Source organism: Paraburkholderia sp. D15 (genome assembly GCF_029910215.1).
Taxonomy (GTDB): Bacteria; Pseudomonadota; Gammaproteobacteria; order Burkholderiales; family Burkholderiaceae; genus Paraburkholderia.
Map to the genome: position 1 here is coordinate 3120507 of NZ_CP110395.1, position 18759 is coordinate 3139265.

An 18759-nucleotide genomic window follows, 5' to 3' on the forward strand; every position below is an offset into this window, starting at 1 on the left:
TTTCAGGTATGCGCGGAAACTGCGGGCAAAACGGGGCCCCGGGCGACGCGCTGAACGCGTCACCTCAGTGACCGCAAAAAGGGTGTGGCGGAGGCGCTGCTAGCCGGTGCTGCGGCTGTCTGCCGGGTTCGACTGCATGGCGTCGAGCGACGCCAGCGGGACCAGCGGCAGTACGACGTGCGACGCCTGACCCGCGCCGAAGTGCACGCGGTTCACCGCGACGCGCGGCGTGCGCGCCAGCGCGGGCGGCTCACCGCTATTCGGGTTGACGTCGAAGTGCGGAAAATTGCTGCTCGACACATCGAGACGGATGCGATGGCCACGTTTGAACAGATTCGCGGTGGCGAACGGTTCGATTTCGATCGCGTAGACGCGTCCCTCTTCCAGGGCGCGCGGTTCGGTCCACGATTCATGAAAACGGCAGCGGAAAATGCCGTCGGTCAGATTCATCGCGTAGCCGTGCGGGTAATCCTCGTGCGGCGGGTGGACATCGATCAGCTTCGCGGTGAAGTCGGTGTCGGGCGCATCGGATGAAATCCACAGCTTGACGACAATCGGCCCGATGACGGCAAGGTCTTCTTCGAGCGGCGCCGTCTGGAACACGAGAACATCGGCGCGTGCCGCGAGCGGCATGCCCATGTGCCGGGTACCGAAGAAGCGCGCGTCTTCGCGCTGGTCGAACGCGCCGCCTTCGAAAACCGGCGCGCCGGAAGTGAGCGCGCCGCCGATCGTCGGCACCGGGTTGGATGGATCGAACGAATACGCAGTCGCGGCGGGCGTCGCGTGCAATGCGTCGTTCCACGCCGCAAGCGAGCCGTCCTCGGCAAGGTAAAGCGGCGTGTGGCGCGTGCCGGGCAGCGGCCATCGCGGCGAATCGACCCAACGACCGCCGTGCTCCATGCGGCCCTGTGGATTACGCGCCCCGCTACCGCCGCCCATCACGAAGATACGGGCAACGGCCGCGTCCGCTCCGTTCGACGCGCCGTCCGGCTTCAGCCAGCGGTCGAACCAGTCGGCCCGGAACGTCAGCCAGTCTTTCGCGATCGGCCCTTCGATCACCGCGTCGGGCCCGAACTCGACGTCGCCGCTGTGCGACACGTTGCGATCGCCGTGCAGCCACGGCCCCATGATCAGATACGCCGGGGCGCCAGGCGTGCCGGACAACGCCGCGAAATTGTCGAGCGTGCTGCGCACGTAGGCGTCGTACCAGCTCGACATCAGCACGGTCGGCACGCGCCTCATCGTGGCGTAATAGCCCTCGGCGTAGATGCCCGGCTGTTTCCAGTAGTCGTCGAAGATGTCGTGCGTCCATTGCTCGAACAGATAGCGCTCGTATTCCGGCACCGCCGCCAGCGGCGAGTGACCCGGCCGCCACGGCATCCGCGCGAACCATTGACGCAGATCGCTGGCATCCAGCGCGTCGGCCACCAGCGGATTCCCGGCGGCCGAAGCGCTGTTCCTGGCCCGGTTAAACGCCCACGTCGCCTGTTTCAGTTCGAATGCGCCGCCCTGGCGAATGCCGCAGCGATAGCCGTTCGCAAAACCACCGGAGTCCAGCACCATGCACGCGAGTCCCGGCGGATTCAGGCAGGCCGCCGCGAGCTGCGTATGGGCCGCGTAAGACAGCCCCATCGTGCCGATCTTGCCGTTCGACCAGGACTGTCGCGTGATCCATTCGATCGTGTCGAAACCGTCCGGCCCCTCTGCGATGTATTTCGTGAACGTGCCCTCGGAGTGGTAGCGCCCGCGGCAGTCCTGCAGCACCACGGCATAGCCGCGAGCGGTGAAATGGCGGGCCACCTCGGCACGATTCGCGGGCGGCTGGCCGTGATGGATTTCCGAACGCGAGATATCGGATTTTCCGTACGGCGTGCGCTCCAGGATCGTGGGTAGCGGCGCGTCGATGCCGGCACGGTAACCGGCGGGAAAGTACACGTCGGTCGCGAGCCGCACGCCGTCGCGCATCGGCACCATGACGTCGCAAAACGGGTTGAGCGGCAAATCGGCGGCAAGCGCCCCGCCGTGGGAAAAAGCGTCGGTCATGGTTGGGTCTCTATGAAAAGCAGCGACGTGCGTTCGGATTTGTTCGGATGGAAGATCACGCCGTGGCGAGCCGCCCAGTAGTCCACCGGGAAATAGAGCGGCACGATGCCGTAGTCGCTGAAGCCCGCGTGCGCGGCCTGTTGCAGCAACTGGTCGCGCCGCGCCGGATCGAAGGTCGTCGCGGCTTCACGCAGCAGCCGGTCGAGCGCCGGATTCGAATAGCGGGTGCGGTTGAACGCGCCCGTGCCGCTTTCGCGTGAATAGCTTTCGAGCACGTTGGTGAGCGCAATCGCGGAGTCGCTCGTGGTATTGCCGAAACTGAAGACGAACGCACTGTAGCTGCGTCGCGCGGCTGCGCCCGCGTACACGTTGTACGGCTGAGTGACGACGTCGTTCACGGCGATGCCGCCGCGCGCCAGCATCTGGCCGAGCGCCTGACCCAGATCGCCGTCGCTCGCAAAGCGGTCGTTGGACGAATGGATCGTCAGCCGGAAACCGTCCGGATAGCCCGCCGCCACCAGCAGCCGTCGCGCGCCGACCGGGTCGTAGCGCTCCGGCTGGAGCCGTGGGTCGTAACCGCCCATGCCGGGCGGCACGATTTGCCCAGCCGGCAGTCCGGCGCCGTTCAGCAGATGCTGGGTGATCGCGTCGCGGTCGATCATCTTCGAGATGGCTTCGCGCACGCGCACGTCGCGCAGCGGATTGCGCGCGATCGCCGAACCGTCGGCGGCGGCGACGAACGGCGAGGCGTCGCGCGACGAATCGAGTGCGAGATAGACGAGTCGTGCGGACGGCCCGGAAAAGAGCGTCACGTTTCGCTCGCGGCGCAGACGGCCGATCGTAACGGGCGGTACGTTGTCGATCAGATCGACCGAACCCGACAGCAACGCCGACAGCCGCGCGGCATCGTTCGACACGAACCGGATGGTGCAGCTGTCGAAAACGGGCCGCTTGCCCCAGTAATGTTCGTTACGCACGAGTTCGAGGCGGTCGCCGGGAATCCAGCGCGCGAGACGATAGGGACCGGTGCCGACCGCGACGGCGGGCAGGCGGTAGTCGTTGCTCGCGTGACCCGCCGTCGCGCGCTGCGAGACGATGTACACGAGCCCGATCTGCTCGACGAACGCGGGCGAAGGCGTCTTCGTCACGATGCGCAGCGTCAGCGGGTCGACCACCTCGATCCGGTCGATGTTCGCGACCGCGCCAGAATACGGGGCCGGACTGTTCGGCACGCTGCGCGCGCGGCGCAGCGAATATGCGACATCGTCGGCGGTCATGGTCGAGCCGTCCGAGAAGTGCACGTTCGGGCGCAGATGGAATTCCCATGTGAGCGGATCGACCGCGTGCCACGACACCGCGAGGCCGGGCCGGACCTGCAGGTTGTCATCCTGTTCGATCAGCCGCTCGAACATGTTTTCGGCGGTCTGCATGTTGTTCTGCGTGCGCGAGAACAGCGGATCGAGCGACTGCGGCTCGGATGCGAGCGCCATCGTCAGCGAGCGCGCCTGCGCGACGCTTGCCGCGCAGGCAAAGCTCAGGCCACAGGCGAGCGCGATGGCCGCTTTACGCACGACGCCGGGTCGGCGCATGAATGAAACCGGTGCGCTCATCGCCCCTCCACCAGATGACACGCGACCTGATGGGCGGCCGCACTCGCGCGCAACAAGGGCCGCTCGGTGCGGCAACGCTGCGTTGCGTGAGGACATCGCGGATGGAAATGACAGCCGTCGGGCGGTGCGAGCGGCGACGGAATCTCGCCTTGAATGGATTCGAACTGCCGCTTGCGGTTCGACAGGCGCGGCACGTGGGCAAGCAGCGCGATCGTGTACGGATGCCGCGGATTGGCGAACAGTTCGACGGTCGGCGCGGTTTCGACGATACGACCGAGATACATGATGGCGACACGATCGCTGATGTGCTCGACAACGCCCAGATCATGGCTGATGAACAGGTACGTGAGACCGAGATCGCGGCGCAGTTGCATGAAGAGGTTGATGATCTGCGCCTGGATCGACACGTCGAGCGCCGCGATCGATTCGTCGCAGATCAGGAAATCCGGCTTCACGGCCAGCGCGCGGCCAATGCCGATGCGCTGACGTTGCCCGCCGGAAAATTGATGCGGAAAGCGTTCGCGGAAATCCGGATTCAGGCCGACACGCTCCATCACGTCGACGACATAGGCGTCCAGATTCCCGCGCTCGACGATGCCGTGCACGAGCGGCGCCTCGCCGATGATGTCGCGTACCTGCTTGCGCGGATTGAGCGACGACAGCGGATCCTGGAAGATCATCTGGGTCGCGAGCCGGTGGCGCGGCTTATGCTGCCCGGCGCGCGCGCGGTCGGGCCCGCTGTCCGGCGCCGCCGGCTCGCCGGTCTTCTCTATCGTGCGGATCGTGCCGCTCGACGGCGTCCCGATCCCGGCCAGCATCCGGCCGAGCGTCGATTTCCCGCAGCCGGATTCGCCGACGAGACCGACCACTTCGCCGCGATGAATCGTCAGGCTGACGTCGTCGACGGCATGGACGATCTGTTCCTTCGCGCGAGCGCCGAGCCACCCGGCGATCCGCTCGGCGTAATTCAGGCGACGAACGAAGCGGCGCGACACGTGGTCGACTTCGACCAGCGGCGCCATGACATGGGGTGCGTTCATGCGGGCGCTCCGGAACGTGGGTGGAAACAACGAAAGCGATGCGTACCCTCGCCGGTAACGGGCGCCTCGGCGCTGCGGCACAACGCCGTGACATGCGCACAGCGCGGCGCGAACGCGCAGCCCACCGGCAGCTTGAGCGCACTCGGCGCGATGCCCGGAATCTGCCTGAGCGGCTCTCCGCGCCGGGCCTTTTCGGGCAAGGAGTCGATCAGTCCGATCGTGTACGGGTGGCGCGGCCGTTCCAGAATCTCGTCGACGCTGCCCGTTTCGACAACCCGGCCGGCGTACATCACGCAGATGCGGTCCGCCAGTCCCGCGACCACGGCGAGGTCGTGACTGACCCACACCATGGCGGTACGCGAGCGCGCGCACAACTTCTGCATTTCCGCGAGGATCTGCGCCTGGATCGTGACGTCCAGCGCGGTGGTCGGTTCGTCGGCGATGATCAGTTCCGGGTCGTGCAGCAACGCGATCGCAATCGCCACGCGCTGTCGCATGCCGCCCGACAGTTGATGCGGATACGCGTTCAGCCGTTCGTCCGGCGACGGAATGCCGACCGACGCCAGCGCGTCGCGCGCCCGTTGCCGCGCCGCGTGCTTCGATACGCGCGCGTGGGCCTGGACTGCCTCGATCATCTGCGTGTCGATCCGCAGAACCGGGTTCAGCGTCATCATCGGATCCTGAAAGATCATCGCGATACGATTGCCGCGCAAGCGGCGCCGCGCTTCGGACGTGAGCGTCGTGAGGTCTTCGCCTTTGAACAGCACGCGGCCGCCGACAATGCGTCCCGGTGCGTCGATCAGCCCGAGCACGGAGAAACCGGTAATCGATTTGCCGGAACCGGATTCGCCGACGAGGCCCAGGATCTCGCCAGGCGCGACGTCGAAACTCGCGTCATCGACGGCTTTCGCGACGCCGGCGCCGGTAAAGAAATACGTGCGCAAATTCTGCACGGACAGGGTAAGCATGGACATGCGCGATCCTATTTCCGTAGACGCGGATTCAATGCTTCGCGCAGACTGTCGCCGACGATATTCATGCTGAACACCAGCACGAGCAGCAACAGGCCGGGAAAAACACTGATCCAGTAGAAGCCCGCGATCAGTTGCTGATAGCCGTTTGCGATCAGCAGACCCAGCGACGGCTGCGTGACGGGCAAGCCGATGCCGAGAAAGCTCAGGGTGGCTTCGGCCGAAATGGCGGCGGCGATCTGAACGAGCGCAATGACGATGACGGGCGGCAGGCAGTTCGGCAGCAACTGGCTGAACAACGCCCGCCGGTGGCTCAAGCCGAGGCAAAACGCGGCCTCCATATATTCCTTGCGACGCTCGACCGCGGCGACCGCCCGCACCGTGCGCGCGAAGTACGCCCACTGCACGACCACCAGCGCCAGGATCACTTTGTCGACGCCCTGCCCGAGAATGGCGAGCATCATGAGCGCGACGAGAATCGTGGGGAAGCCGAGAATCAGATCGACGGCGCGCATCACCAGCGTGTCGACGTAACCGCCGAAGTACGCGGCCACCAGGCCGAGCGTCGTGCCGAGCGACATCGCGAAGACGCCGCTCAGCACGCCCACGCCAAGACTGATGCGTAGTCCGTACATCATCGCGGCGAACATGTCACGCCCGAGCGCATCGCTGCCCAGCAGATACAGATGACCGCTTACGCCACGCGCGCCGGGCGGGAGACGGCCGTCCACGATATTGAGCGCGGCGAGATCATAGGGATTCTGCGGGGCGATCCACGGCGCGAGCAGCGCGATCGCGACGAGCACGAGACAGATGGAGGTCGCCGCGGCGACGGCCGGATGGCCAAACAGGCTGCGCAGCACGATACCCAAAGTGGTATCGCGGTCAGGCCGCCATGCAAGCATCGTGGCGCTATGTCTCATACCGCCTCCAGTCGCACGCGCGGATCGAGCAGCGAATAGACGATGTCCACCAGCAGGTTGAGCAGCGTGAACATCGCGACCACGATCAGCAGATACGCAACGATGACCGGACGGTCGAGCTTCGTGATGCTGTCGATGATCAACTTGCCGACGCCAGGCCACGCGAAGATCGTCTCGGTCACGGTGGCGAAAGCGATCAGCGAGCCGAATTCCATTCCGACCACCGTGACGATGGGAATCAGAATGTTTTTCAGCACATGCACGAAGATCACGCGCCGCTCGCGCAGGCCCTTGGCGCGCGCGAACTTCACATAGTCGAGCGGTAGCGTTTCGCGCACGCCGGCGCGCGTGAGGCGCGTGACGAGCGACATCTTGAAGAGCGACAGGTTCAGCGCGGGCAGCAACAGATGCCGCAGGCCGTCCCACGTCGCGAGGCTGGTATGGATGCCGAACAGAACACCGGCTTGACCGCGGCCGGCCGACGGCAGCCAGCCCAGCGTGACCGAAAAGATCAGCACGAGCATGATGCCCTGCCAGAAGTTCGGCAGGCTGAAGCCGAGAATCGAGCCCGTCATCACCGTGCGGTCGAGCACCGAACCCGCCTTCAGGCCGGCGATCAGTCCAAGCGGCAGACCGACCAGCAGCGCCAGCAGCAGGGCCACGCACGCCAGTTCCAGCGTTGCCGGCAGGCGTTCGAGAATCAGTTGGATCGACGGCTGGTTGAACACGAACGAACGACCGAGATCACCGTGCAGCGCTCGTCCGATGAAATGCAGATACTGTTGCCAAAGCGGCTGGTCGAGGCCGAGCGATTGCACGGCCTGGGCCATTTCGGCTGGCGTGGCGTCGGCCGGGACGAGAATCGCGATCGGATCGCCGATGGCGAACACGCCGCAGAACACGAGCACCGACGTGAGCAGCAATACGCCGATGCTCTGGATGAGCCGCCGGATGATGAAGGCGATCATTGCGTGTGAAACCTCAAATGATGAAAATGCGGGGGGCACCGCGCAGGCGGCACCGGACTCATGCAACGCCCCGATCATTCGACGGCAATAAACTGTCCGCAACCTTATGTCGAATCCACATACTCCTATGCGGAACGTGAAATGAACCTCAAGCAACTCGAAGCTTTCGTGGCGATTTCCGCGCTGCATACGACGACGGCTGCCGCACAGCGGCTGGGTTGTTCGCAATCGGCGGTCAGTCGTCTTCTGAGCCAGCTGGAGGAGGATCTCGGCCTGAACCTGTTCGTGCGCGAACAGGGACGCCTCACGCCGACGCGTGAAGGCGACGCGCTCGTGCAGGAGGTGGAAACGATCGTCGAAGCGGCGCGTTGCCTGGAGCGGCATGCGCAGCAATTGCGGCTGGCCGGCACCCAGCGCAAACTCGTGCGCATCATGGTGCCGAATACGTTTGCCCAGTTTTTGCTGCCCGCGGTCATGCAGCATTTCTATACAACGCACCGCGACGCGGTATTGGAAGTGTTTTCGGGGACCTACGACGCATCAGAGCGCGCCCTGCTGAGCCGCGAGGTCGATCTCGCGTTCGTGCGACTACCGACGCGCCTGTCCGGCTTTTCGGTGAAGTGGCGTTTCCAGAGCGAATCGGTTTGCGTGATACCGCGCTCGCATCCGCTCGCCGGGAACGCGACGGTCTCTCCACGCGACCTGGACGGCGTGCCGCTCGTGTTGCTATGGCGTCAGAGCGCACTTCGTCACGACGTGGACTCAGCGTTCCGCAGCGCGCGGGTGACGCCCAATGTGGTCGCGGAAGTGCATTCGGTGAGCGTGGCGTGCGCAATGGCGGCACGTGGGGTTGGCGCGGCGATCGTCAACCGCTTGATCGCACAATGCTGCGAGACCGAACAATTCGTGATGAGGCCGTTCGTGCCGACGATCAGCTTCGAGACCGGGATCGCATCGCTCGAGTCCGATGCGCTCCGCGCAACATGCGATGCATTTGCCGCGTGCCTCGCCGATGCGCTGGAAAATCTTCGCATCCAGCGCGATGCTATCCAGCATGTCGCCCGGACATAACCGCCCGCAGGAGAACGTGACCGTGAAGATACGCGTGCTGTCCGATCTGCATCTGGAGAACGAGGAGCCCGAACTGATTCCGCATGCGCAGGCGGATCTGATCGTGCTGGCGGGCGACATCCACAATCATGCGGCCGGCCCGCGCTGGGCCGCGCAGGCGTTCGACGACGCCGTGCCGGTGGTCTACGTGCCCGGCAATCACGAGTACTACGACGGCGAGTTCGGCGCGCTCGATGCGGCGCTGTACGACGCCGCCGCGCAGGTCGAGAACGTGCACGTGCTGAACAACGCCACGCTCACCGATCCGCAGGGACGCTGGCGCGTGCTCGGCACGACCCTGTGGACCGACTTCGCGTTATACGGCTCGGACCCGGCCACCCTGGCGGAATCGATCGACGCATCGCGCCGCGCGATGCTCGACTTCAACGGCCCGATCCAGATGCACTGGCCGCACGACCCGCATGACGACGACGCGCGCGAGTTCACGCCCGCCGATTCGCTCGCCCTGCACCGGCGGGCACGCGCCTGGCTCGAAGGCGAACTGGCGAAACCGTTCGGCGGCAAGACGATCGTCGTCACGCATCACGCGCCGCATCGCTTGAGTCTGGCCGAGCGGTACGCGCAGGATCGCGTGTCGGCGGGATTCGTCTGCCATTTGCCGGAGCTGGTGCGCGCGCCGGTTGCGCTGTGGATTCACGGCCATACGCATACGTCGTTCGACTACAGCGTCGAAGGCACACGCGTGGTCTGCAACCCGCGCGGCTATCTCGACCGGCGTACGGGGCGCTGGGAAAATCCGGCATTCCGGTGGGACAAGGTGATCGAGGTCTGACGCCGGCTTCGCGTCGATGGACAGCATGAAGCGCATGGACCGCGAGCCCGACGACGAACCGGGTTCGATCGAAGCGCGCTGGAATGAATGGCCGAACGGCCTGAGAGACCTGCTAAAAGCGAAACGGGTCGAGTGACCCGCAAGACGGGGCGAACCGGGCGAACGGGGGCGAAAGGATGCCAAAGGCGCGGCATCGAATGGCCGCGCCGGCATCCATCCCCGAACGCTTACCGATCCTGACGCCGGCTCCGCGCTTCCGGCTGCTCGACCTTGACCGGCACCAGTTGCGGCTGCTGTTCGCGCAGACGGCGCAACAGATCGCGCGATGCCGCGATTCCGATCAGTCCCATCATGACGGCCACGCCGATCATCAGATGCGTATCCATGAATCCCTCGTCCTTCAGTTAGTGCGGTTTGCCGAACGGCAGCGAAAAATGTGCGCGTCCGGCTGAAGCGGCAGCGCGTGAACGACACGTTAGCAAATCGGCCGGCGGGGAGAAGTAAGGAAATGTTGCGGCGCGATAGCGATGTAACAGGACCCAAGACCTACGCGCCCGCGCCCCGGGAAAACCGGCTGCGCAAACCTCGCGACACGGCGTCGCTCGGGGCCGCCCAGGCCTATTCACCGCTGCTCAGGTCCGCGCAAACTGCCGCAATTCCTCATGATCGACGGCCAGCGTCGCGGGCAGTTCATCGCGCAGAAACTCGACCCACGTGCGGATTTTCGCGTCCAGATACTGGCGCGACGGATACAACGCATACAGATTCATTTCCTGCGACGTGTATTCCGGCAACAGCCAGACCAGATCGCCGCTGCGCAAACCGCTGATCGCCGAGTAGATCGGGATCAGGCCGATGCCCATGCCCCGGCACGCCGCCACCGCCATCGCCTCGGCCACGTTCACCTGGAACGAGGTGTTGCCGAGTTCGACGGTTTCCTCGCCGTTCGGGCCGTCGAAGGTCCATTTATCCGGCGGAAACACCGGCGTGACCATCTGCATGCAGGTGTGATGCGCGAGATCGGCGGGCGTCTGCGGCACGCCGTGCCGCTCCAGATATGCCGGCGACGCGCACGCGATGCTGAACGCGCTGCCCAGCCGCTGCGACACGAGCCCCGAGTCCGGCAGGCCGGTGGCGAGCGTCAGCGACACGTCGAAACCTTCGTCGAGCAGATCCGGCATGCGCTGCGCGAGCGTCAATTCGATCTGCACGTCCGGATAGCGCTCGCGATAGCGGCCCACGGCCGGCACGACGTAGTGCTGGCCGAAGCTCGTCATGGCGTGAACCTTGAGTTTGCCGGACGGCCGCGCGTGGGCGTCGCTCGCCTCGGCTTCGGCCTGATCGACGTACGCGAGGATCTGCTCGCAGCGCTGCAGATAGCGCTCGCCCGCCTCGGTCAACGCGATGCGGCGCGTGGTGCGGTTCAGCAGACGCGTACGTAGATGCGCCTCCAGATCGGACACTGCGCGCGACGCATAGGCCGTGGTGGTGTTCAGGTGCTGCGCGGCACCGGTAAAGCTGCCCGCTTCGACCACCCGGACGAAGACGCGCATGTTTTGAAGCGTATCCATGACTGTCCCATGCAACGTAGCCGCGGCTCGGAGAGCACGCGCGCACCAAAGCGGCGATGAGCGGGCAATTGCGCCGCGCTCCGGCCCCATACAACGTCCGTTGCGATTTTATCGGAAGCGATTGTTACACGATTCGCAAAGGCGATTGTCTCACAATCCGTAAAAATGCCTTGCATCTTTACCGGTTATTCCGCAATCAATCTAAAAATACAATGACGCACAGGCATCTATAGTCAATTTTGGAGGAAATCGTGCAGTCTCCGGTACAGAAAAGGGTCGTCGCAGCCGCGGTTCTTACGATCCTATTAACAATCGCCGGCTGCGCCAGTACCGGAGGCATCGCGCCGCAAGCGAGCGGCGTCGATCCTTCCTCGCTCGACGCGGGCAACGCGATTCGCGCCGCCGCGGCCGACGCCCAGTGGCCCGCCGCCGACTGGTGGCGCGCCTACGACGATCCGCAACTGAACGCGTGGATCGACGCCGCGCAGGCCGGCAACCCGAGCCTCGCGGCTGCCCAGGCCCGTGTGCGCGAAGCGATGTCGATGGCGGGCGTGGCACGCGCCGCGCTCGCGCCGCAGGTCAACGGCAGTCTGTCGATCCAGCGTCAGAAGTGGGCCGACAACCTGTACTACGGTCCGGGCCCGCTCGCGGGCGAGCAATCGTGGAACAACACCGGCACGCTGGGACTGTCGTATCACCTCGATCTGTGGGGCAAGGACAGCAACGCCGCCGAACGCGCGCTCGACGCCGCGCACGCCAGCGCCGCCGATGCGCGCGCCGCCCAGCTCGAACTCGACAACAACGTGGTGCGCACGTACATCGAGATGTCGCTGAACTACGCGCTGCTCGACATCGCCAAAGCGACCGTGCAGCAACAACAGCAGATCGTCGATCTGGCGACGCGTCGTCTGAAGGGCGGCATCGGCACGCAGCTCGAAGTGAGCCAGGCCGAAACGCCGATGCCCGAATACGAACGGCAGATCGACGCGCTCGAAGAAAAGATCGCGCTCGGCCGCAATCAGCTGGCCGCGCTGGCCGGCAAGGGACCGGGCGCGGGCGACACGATCCAGCGCCCGGCGCTGTCCCTGAGCAACGCGCCCGCGAGTCTGCCGGCCGCCCTGCCCGCCGGTCTGATCGGCCATCGGCCGGACGTGGTCGCGGCGCGCTGGACGGTGGCGGCGCAGGCGCGCGGCATCGACGTCGCCAAGGCCGGCTTCTATCCGGACATCAACCTGCTCGCATCGATCGGCGGTTATGCGGCGATGGGGCCGCTGTTCCAGTTCCTGAAAGACCCGTCGCATAGCTGGAGCGCGGGGCCGGCGCTGTCGTTGCCGATTCTCGACGGCGGACGTCTGCGCTCGCAGCTCGGCGCGGCATCGGCGGGTTACGACGAGGCGGTCGAGCGTTACAACCAGTCGATCGTCGGCGCGTTGAAGGACGTGTCCGATCAGGTGATCCGGCTGCGTTCGCTGGCCACCCAGGCCAACGACGCCGATCGTTCGGTCGCGGCGGCTCGCAAGAACTACGAACTGTCGCGCGAAGGGTATCGCCGCGGCCTCACCGACTATCTGAACGTGCTGGTCGCGCAGAACCAGTTGCTGCGCGCGCAGGAAGGCGTCGCGAAGATTCAGGCGGAACGGCTGGGCGCGCATGCGGCGCTGGTGACGGCGCTCGGCGGCGGGCTGGATGAGCCGGCCAACGGGCCGACCGCGACTCAGACGCTGCCGGCGCACGGCAAGGCCGGCGCCGCGCCGAAACTCGACTAAGGCCGCCGATCATGTCCGCCTCCTCCTCCGCCCCGCGCCCCTGGTCGCTCGCCGCGCTCTACGCGGCCGCCGCCGACTGGGCGCGCCACGACGGCCTCACGTGGATCTACCTGTTCAAGGCGCTCGCCGCGTGTTTCCTCGCGCTCGGCATCGCGATGAAACTCGACCTGCCGCAGCCGCGCACCGCGATGACCACCGTGTTCATCGTGATGCAGCCGCAAAGCGGAATGGTGTTCGCGAAGAGCTTCTACCGGATCTGCGGCACGCTGGTCGGCCTCGTCGTGATGCTCGCGCTGATCGGCCTGTTCGCGCAGCAGCCGGAACTGTTCATCGTCTCGACCGCGATCTGGGTCGGCATCTGCACCGCCGGCGCGGCGCGCAACCGTAACTTCAAGTCGTACGGCTTCGTGCTGGCCGGCTACACCGCCGCGCTGATCGGCATTCCCGCCTCGCAGCATCCGGACGGCGCATTTCTCAGCGCGCTGACGCGGGTCGCCGAGGTGGTGGTCGGCATCGTCTGCGCGGGCGCGGTGAGCGGCCTGGTGTTTCCGCAGTTCGCCGGCCTGCAGATGCGCGGCACCGTGCGCGCACGTTTCTCGGCGTTCGTCGAGTATGTGTCCGCGTCGCTTGCCGGGCACAACGACCGCGCGAAAATCGAGGCGACCAATGCGCGCTTCGTCGCGGACATCGTCGGCTTCGAGGCGGCGCGCAGCGTCGCGGTATTCGAAGGCCCCGATTCGCGGATGCGCGGCGGCCGCCTCGCCCGGCTGAACAGCGAGTTCATGACCGCGTCGACGCGCTTTCACGCGTTGCATCAGTTGATGAACCGTCTGCGCGACGCGGATACCCACGGCGCGGCCATCGCGATCGATGCGCTCGAACCGTATTTCAAGGAAATCGCCCCGCTGCTCGCCCGGTCCGGCGAGCCGGTGCTGAGCGCGGCCGATGCCGCACACGCCGCCGCACAGCTCGCCGCCTACAAGGCCGAACTGCCGAAGCGCGTGCGCGCGACGCGCGGCGCGCTCGAAGCGCATCCGGAAGCGCCGCGGCTCGACTTCGACACCGGCGCGGAACTGCTGTACCGCTTCATCGACGATCTGCACGCGTACGCGGCGACCTACGCGTCGCTCGCCGTCGACACGCATGAACGCGAGCGCTGGATCGAACGTTACGAGCCGAAGACCAACGCGATCGCGGCGGGCGTCGCGGGCGTGCGGGCCGCGCTCGTGATGATGGCGCTCGGCGCGTTCTGGATCGCGACCGCGTGGCCGAGCGGCTCGACCTTGACGCTGAACGCGGCGGCCGTGTGCGCGCTGGCGTCGGCGTCGCCGGATCCGAAGCGCACGGTGTTCCAGATGGCGGCCGGCACGCTGGTCGCGTCGGTGATGGGAATGATCGCGGTGTACTGGGTGTTTCCGCGCGTCGACGGTTTTCCGCTGATGTGCGCCGCGCTCACGCCGTTCCTGCTGCTCGGCGTGTTCATGACGACGCGTCCGGCGCTGGCCGGTTACGGCGTCGGCTATTGCATCTTCTTCTGCTTTCTCGCCGGGCCGGACAACGTGATCCATTACGACCCGAGCGGCACGCTGAACGACGCGATCGCGCTCGTGCTGTCGATGCTGGTGTCGTCGATCGCCTTCGCGGTGCTGTTGCCGCCGTCGACGCCGTGGCTGCGCAACCGCCTGCTGGTGGACCTGCGTCGTCAGGTCGTGCTGGCGAGCCGCGCGGGAATGCGGCGGGTGCGTTCGCGCTTCGAGAGCGGCGCGCGCGACCTGATGTTCCAGATCAACGCGTTGGCGCCGAACGAGCCCGAGCTGAAACGCGACACGTTGCGCTGGCTGTTCGCCGTGCTCGAAGTCGGCAACGCGATGATCGATCTGCGCCACGAAGTCGCGACGCTGCCCGCCGACGCGCGTTACGCGAAAACGATGCCGTGGCGCGTGACGTTGCGGACGATGCGCGACGCGCTGACCGCGCTGTTCGAGCGGCCGCGCGCGGACCGGTTCGACCGCGCGCTGGCCGCGATGGCCGATGCGATCGCGGCCGTGCAGCAGGTGCTGGCCGCGTTCACGCCGCCGCGCGAGGAGCGGCATCGGCTGCAACGCATTCTGAGTCAACTGCATTTCATTCGTACCGCGCTGCTCGATCCGCAATCGCCGCTTGAACCGTTGATGAGCGGACGTGCCGACGCGTCAGAGGGAGTTCGTCATGCCACGTGATATCGCTGTTTTCGACGCCTACGTGCCGGCCATCGTGCTGCTGTTCATCGCGGGGTCGGCGCTGACCTGGGTGCTGGACCGCGCGATCGCTTATACCGGGCTATACCGCGTGGTGTGGCATCCGTCCTTGTTCCGGGCCAGTTTGCTCGTGTGTGTGTGCGGCGTGCTGGGTCTCGCCGTTTATCGCTGATCAGAGTCGAATCATGACCATCCGAAATCTTGTGGGCTTCGTCGCGACAGCCGTTATTTTCATCGTCGCGATTTTGATTGGGCGCGTGCTGTGGGTTCATTACATGGATGAACCGTGGACGCGCGATGGGCGCGTGCGCGCCGAGATCGTCAATGTCGCGCCGGACGTATCGGGCGCGGTGGTGGATTTGCCGGTGAAGGACAACCAGCTGGTGAAGAAGGGCGATCTGTTGATGCAGATCGATCCGTCGCACTACGAGATCGCGGTCGAGCAGGCGCAGGCGGCGGTGGCCGCGCGCAAGGCCGAGTTGCAGATGAAGCGCGACGATGCGCAGCGGCGCGCGGATATGGATGCGCTGGTGGTGTCGAAGGAGAGTCGCGAGAATGCGACGCATACGGCTTCAGCCGCCGAGGCTTCGTATCAGCAGGCGATGGCCGCGCTCGATGCCGCGAAATTGAATCTTGCGCGCACGCGGGTGGTGGCGCCGGTCGATGGCTATGTGACCAATCTGAATGTATTCCGCGGGGACTATGCGACGGCCGGGGCGGCGAAGCTGGCGATCGTCGATAGCCATTCGTTCTGGGTTTATGGGTATTTTGAGGAGACCAAGCTGCCGCATGTGCGGGTCGGGGATAAGGCTGAAATCCGGTTGATGAGTGGGGGGACCTTGCGGGGGCATGTCGAGAGTATTTCTCGAGGGATTTATGACCGGGATAATCCGCAGAGCCGGGAGTTGGTGGCTGATGTGAATCCGACTTTCAACTGGGTGAGGTTGGCGCAGAGGGTACCCGTTCGGGTGGGGATTGATTTTGTGCCCGAGGGGGTGGTGTTGGCGGCTGGGATTACTTGTACTGTGGTTGTTCAGCCTGGTTGATTCTGGTTTTTTCTTTTCTGGTTTTTTCTTTTCTGGAGTTTTTGGCCTTTCCTTGCATTCTTATCGGTCTATTAGCGTTGCCCCTGTGCGGGGCGGCACTTACTCTCTTTGCCGCGGCAAAGAGAGTAAGCAGAGAAAGCCGCTTCACACCGCCAGCTTATAAGCGGGTCCCCCGCGCAGTCACGATAGTGGTGCATCTGGAATCCGTGTTTCCGCGCACTCGGCGTTCGTGACAAGGCAGTCATGCTTCCGGCGGCGCTGCGCGCGCCCCGGGGCAAATCTAACGCCACCCTCCGGTTTGGATGGACCGCCCCGACGAGCGCGCAGCGCGAGACGGGATGAAAGAGTCCTTTGTCACGAGCGGGGAGTGTGCGAGGGCACGGATTCCAGATGGGCCACTACCGTGGCTGTGCGAGGTGCCCGCTTATGAGCTGGCGGTGTGAAGCGGCTTTCTCTGCTTACTCTCTTTGCCGCGGCAAAGAGAGTAAGTGCCGCCCCGCACAGGGGCAACGCTAATAGACCACTAACAATACAAGGAAAGGCCCAAATTCCAGACAAAGAAAGACCCAACTACAACCTAAACTTCCCAACCATAACCTTCAACCCCCTAGCCTGATCATCCAGCGACCTGGCCGCCGCCGTCGCCTCCTCCACCAAAGCGGCATTCTGCTGCGTCCCCGAATCCATCTGCGTCACCGCGAGATTAATCTCCTCAATCCCGGCACTCTGCTCGGAAGAAGCCGCCGAAATCTCCCCCATGATGTCCGTCACACGCTTCACCGCCTTGACGACTTCATCCATCGTCTGCCCGGCATCCTGCGCCAGCGTCGAGCCATTCCCCACCCGCTCGACCGACGTACTGATCAACCCCTTGATCTCCTTCGCCGCAGCGGCGCTGCGCTGCGCCAGATTCCGCACCTCGGCGGCGACGACCGAAAAACCGCGTCCTTCCTCCCCAGCCCGCGCAGCCTCCACCGCCGCGTTCAAGGCCAGAATGTTCGTCTGGAACGCAATCCCCTCGATCACCCCGATGATGTCGCCGATACTCCGCGCACTATCGTTGATCTCGTTCATCGTCGCGACCACGCGGCTCACCACCTCGCCGCCCTTCTCCGCGATCTCCGATGCGTTGTTCGCCAGCGTGCTCGCCTGCTTCGCGTTATCCGCGTTCTGCCGCACCGTCGACGTCAACTGCTCCATGCTGCTCGCCGTCCGCTCGAGCGCCATCGCCTGCTGCTCCGTGCGCTGCGACAGATCCAGATTGCCCATCGAAATTTCGCTCGACGCCGTCGCGATCGCATCGGCACTCGACGCAATGTCGGCCACCGTCGTCGCGAGCCCGCTCTGCATGTCGTGCAGCGCAAACAGCATGCTCGATCTGTCCTTGCGCCCCAGCGCAATCTCGTTCGACAGATCGCCCGCCGCGATCCGGCTCGCGATCTCCTTCGCGTACGCCGGCTCACCGCCGAGCTGACCCGCGAGGCGTCGCACCACCCACTCACTGATGCCGAACGCCAGCACGATCAGCCCGATCGTCATCACCGCGATCATCACGAACGACGAGTGGTAGATAAATCCCGATGCCTCGATGGTCGCCTTCGCGGCCGTACCGCGCTGCGCGACGAGCTCATCGACCATTTTTTCGAGCTTGCCGGTCTCCACCAGCAGCGACACGTCCTGCGTGCCGACCTGCCAGTTCATCTGCGACAGATCGAGCGGCTGCGCCTTCACCAGCGTCACGAAATCACGCAGGTGACCGCTCCACACCGTCACGGCGGCGGCGAATTTTTTCTGCTGGTCGACCGCTTTCGCGTCCGACGTGTCGACGTACTGTTGCAGCGTCGCGAGTTGCGCGGCCAGCCCGCTCAAACCCTTGTCGATGTCGCCGCCAAGGTCGTCGCGCTCCTTCGCGGTGGTCGCGGTCAGCAGCATCTTCTGCGCGCGGCTCGCGCGCAGCATGTGGCCACGCGCTTCTTCCGCCGCGCGGCTGGCGACGTGCCCCTGGTCGTAGATGGATTGCGCGGAGGCGTTCAGCCGGCTGATCTGCGTCAGCGAGAACACCCCGATCAGCAGCGTGCCGATCAACAGCACCGCGAAAGCGAGCCGCAACATCGCCTTCACGGACAAACCCTTCAGCCGCACGGATCGCGAGCGGCTACCCTGGCCTCGCGGCGGCAATTTGCCCGCCGCGTCCCCTTCCGGAACGAAACCCACGCCCGCCTGGCTGCCCAGCGACACTGCTTTCATATTCCCCGTCCCCACGTGTAGAGCTGCCGGCAAGGTCAGTCCCGGCATTGCTGCTTATCTCTCCGGGTCTACGGCACGATCGTCGGCGATCTTTAGCGTCGCTCGCGAAATGCCCACTTCATGCCGCCCGGTCCTCGACGCGTCGCCTTGTAAGCTTCGCGCCCGCGACCGTTTTATACATGGCCAAAAATCCTCGATCCGGATTTATCCGACGAGACCGCGGCCACCCGTGGTAACGGCAACACACTCCCGCCACGCACCGCCGCGCAGCACGCCGTTCCCCGTTTCGATGCACGGCGAACCCGCATTGACGACACCTGCATCGTCAAACCGGCCAATTCGTGTCCGATTCGTGGCCGATTCGCGACAAAACTTGTCCTTACAATTCGCTCAAGCCACATTAAACTGCGACACATAGCTGATCCCGCCGGTTA

Annotated in this window: 15 protein-coding genes; 6 read left to right on the forward strand and 9 right to left on the reverse strand. The window is 65.1% G+C overall.

The window, feature by feature from the left end; genetic code table 11:
• Positions 1-99: 99 nt before the first annotated feature.
• Genes LFL96_RS13410 through LFL96_RS13435 form a run of 6 tightly spaced genes read right to left on the reverse strand, consistent with a single transcriptional unit; the run spans position 100 to position 7555 of the window.
• Positions 100-2043 (reverse strand): CocE/NonD family hydrolase, encoded by a 1944-nt coding sequence (locus LFL96_RS13410; RefSeq protein WP_280995713.1) that lies wholly within the window; start codon positions 2041-2043, stop codon positions 100-102.
• Entirely contained in the window at positions 2040-3653 is a 1614-nt protein-coding gene (locus tag LFL96_RS13415) for an ABC transporter substrate-binding protein (RefSeq protein ID WP_280995714.1), read from the reverse strand. Before LFL96_RS13415 ends, LFL96_RS13410 begins: the two co-directional genes overlap by 4 nt.
• Positions 3650-4693: an oligopeptide/dipeptide ABC transporter ATP-binding protein gene (locus tag LFL96_RS13420; RefSeq protein ID WP_280995715.1), complete on the reverse strand. Its 1044-nt coding sequence runs from the start codon at positions 4691-4693 to the stop codon at positions 3650-3652. Before LFL96_RS13420 ends, LFL96_RS13415 begins: the two co-directional genes overlap by 4 nt.
• On the reverse strand, positions 4690-5667 hold the full coding sequence (locus LFL96_RS13425; RefSeq protein ID WP_280995716.1) for an ABC transporter ATP-binding protein: 978 nt from the start codon (positions 5665-5667) through the stop codon (positions 4690-4692). Before LFL96_RS13425 ends, LFL96_RS13420 begins: the two co-directional genes overlap by 4 nt.
• Before the next feature lie 8 nt (positions 5668-5675).
• Positions 5676-6587, reverse strand: a complete 912-nt coding sequence (locus tag LFL96_RS13430) for an ABC transporter permease (RefSeq protein WP_280995717.1) — start codon at positions 6585-6587, stop codon at positions 5676-5678.
• A complete protein-coding gene (locus LFL96_RS13435) occupies positions 6584-7555 on the reverse strand; it encodes an ABC transporter permease (protein WP_280995718.1) in 972 nt (323 codons plus the stop codon). The genes LFL96_RS13430 and LFL96_RS13435 overlap by 4 nt, the downstream gene beginning before the upstream one ends.
• A gap of 168 nt (positions 7556-7723) precedes the next feature.
• On the opposite strand from LFL96_RS13435, the gene LFL96_RS13440 reads away from it, so the two are divergent.
• Complete coding sequence (locus LFL96_RS13440) at positions 7724-8626, forward strand: LysR family transcriptional regulator (RefSeq protein WP_280995719.1); 903 nt, start codon at positions 7724-7726, stop codon at positions 8624-8626.
• Between the two features lie 22 nt (positions 8627-8648).
• Positions 8649-9458, forward strand: a complete 810-nt coding sequence (locus LFL96_RS13445) for a metallophosphoesterase (RefSeq protein WP_281000744.1) — start codon at positions 8649-8651, stop codon at positions 9456-9458.
• A gap of 227 nt (positions 9459-9685) precedes the next feature.
• On the opposite strand, the gene LFL96_RS13450 is transcribed toward LFL96_RS13445, so the two are convergent.
• A complete protein-coding gene (locus tag LFL96_RS13450; protein WP_280995720.1) occupies positions 9686-9844 on the reverse strand; it encodes a hypothetical protein in 159 nt (52 codons plus the stop codon).
• A gap of 246 nt (positions 9845-10090) precedes the next feature.
• On the reverse strand, positions 10091-11029 hold the full coding sequence (locus LFL96_RS13455; protein WP_280995721.1) for a LysR family transcriptional regulator: 939 nt from the start codon (positions 11027-11029) through the stop codon (positions 10091-10093).
• A gap of 251 nt (positions 11030-11280) precedes the next feature.
• Here LFL96_RS13455 and LFL96_RS13460 point away from each other — a divergent pair, with 251 nt between their 5' ends.
• From LFL96_RS13460 to LFL96_RS13475, 4 genes are read left to right on the forward strand one after another with little or no spacing between them, the layout of a single operon-like run.
• The gene (locus LFL96_RS13460) at positions 11281-12795 is read left to right on the forward strand and encodes an efflux transporter outer membrane subunit (RefSeq protein ID WP_280995722.1); all 1515 of its coding nucleotides are present in this window, start codon (positions 11281-11283) and stop codon (positions 12793-12795) included.
• An 11-nt stretch (positions 12796-12806) separates the two neighbouring features.
• Positions 12807-15014, forward strand: a complete 2208-nt coding sequence (locus tag LFL96_RS13465; protein WP_280995723.1) for an FUSC family protein — start codon at positions 12807-12809, stop codon at positions 15012-15014.
• Entirely contained in the window at positions 15004-15204 is a 201-nt protein-coding gene (locus LFL96_RS13470) for a DUF1656 domain-containing protein (RefSeq protein WP_280995724.1), read from the forward strand. Before LFL96_RS13465 ends, LFL96_RS13470 begins: the two co-directional genes overlap by 11 nt.
• Positions 15205-15217: 13 nt before the next feature.
• Entirely contained in the window at positions 15218-16078 is an 861-nt protein-coding gene (locus tag LFL96_RS13475; protein ID WP_280995725.1) for an HlyD family secretion protein, read from the forward strand.
• A gap of 570 nt (positions 16079-16648) precedes the next feature.
• Here the strand turns inward: LFL96_RS13475 and LFL96_RS13480 are convergent.
• Positions 16649-18325 carry a methyl-accepting chemotaxis protein gene (locus LFL96_RS13480; RefSeq protein WP_280995726.1) on the reverse strand — a complete coding sequence of 559 codons (1677 nt, stop codon included), beginning with the start codon at positions 18323-18325 and terminating at the stop codon, positions 16649-16651.
• Positions 18326-18759 lie beyond the last annotated feature (434 nt).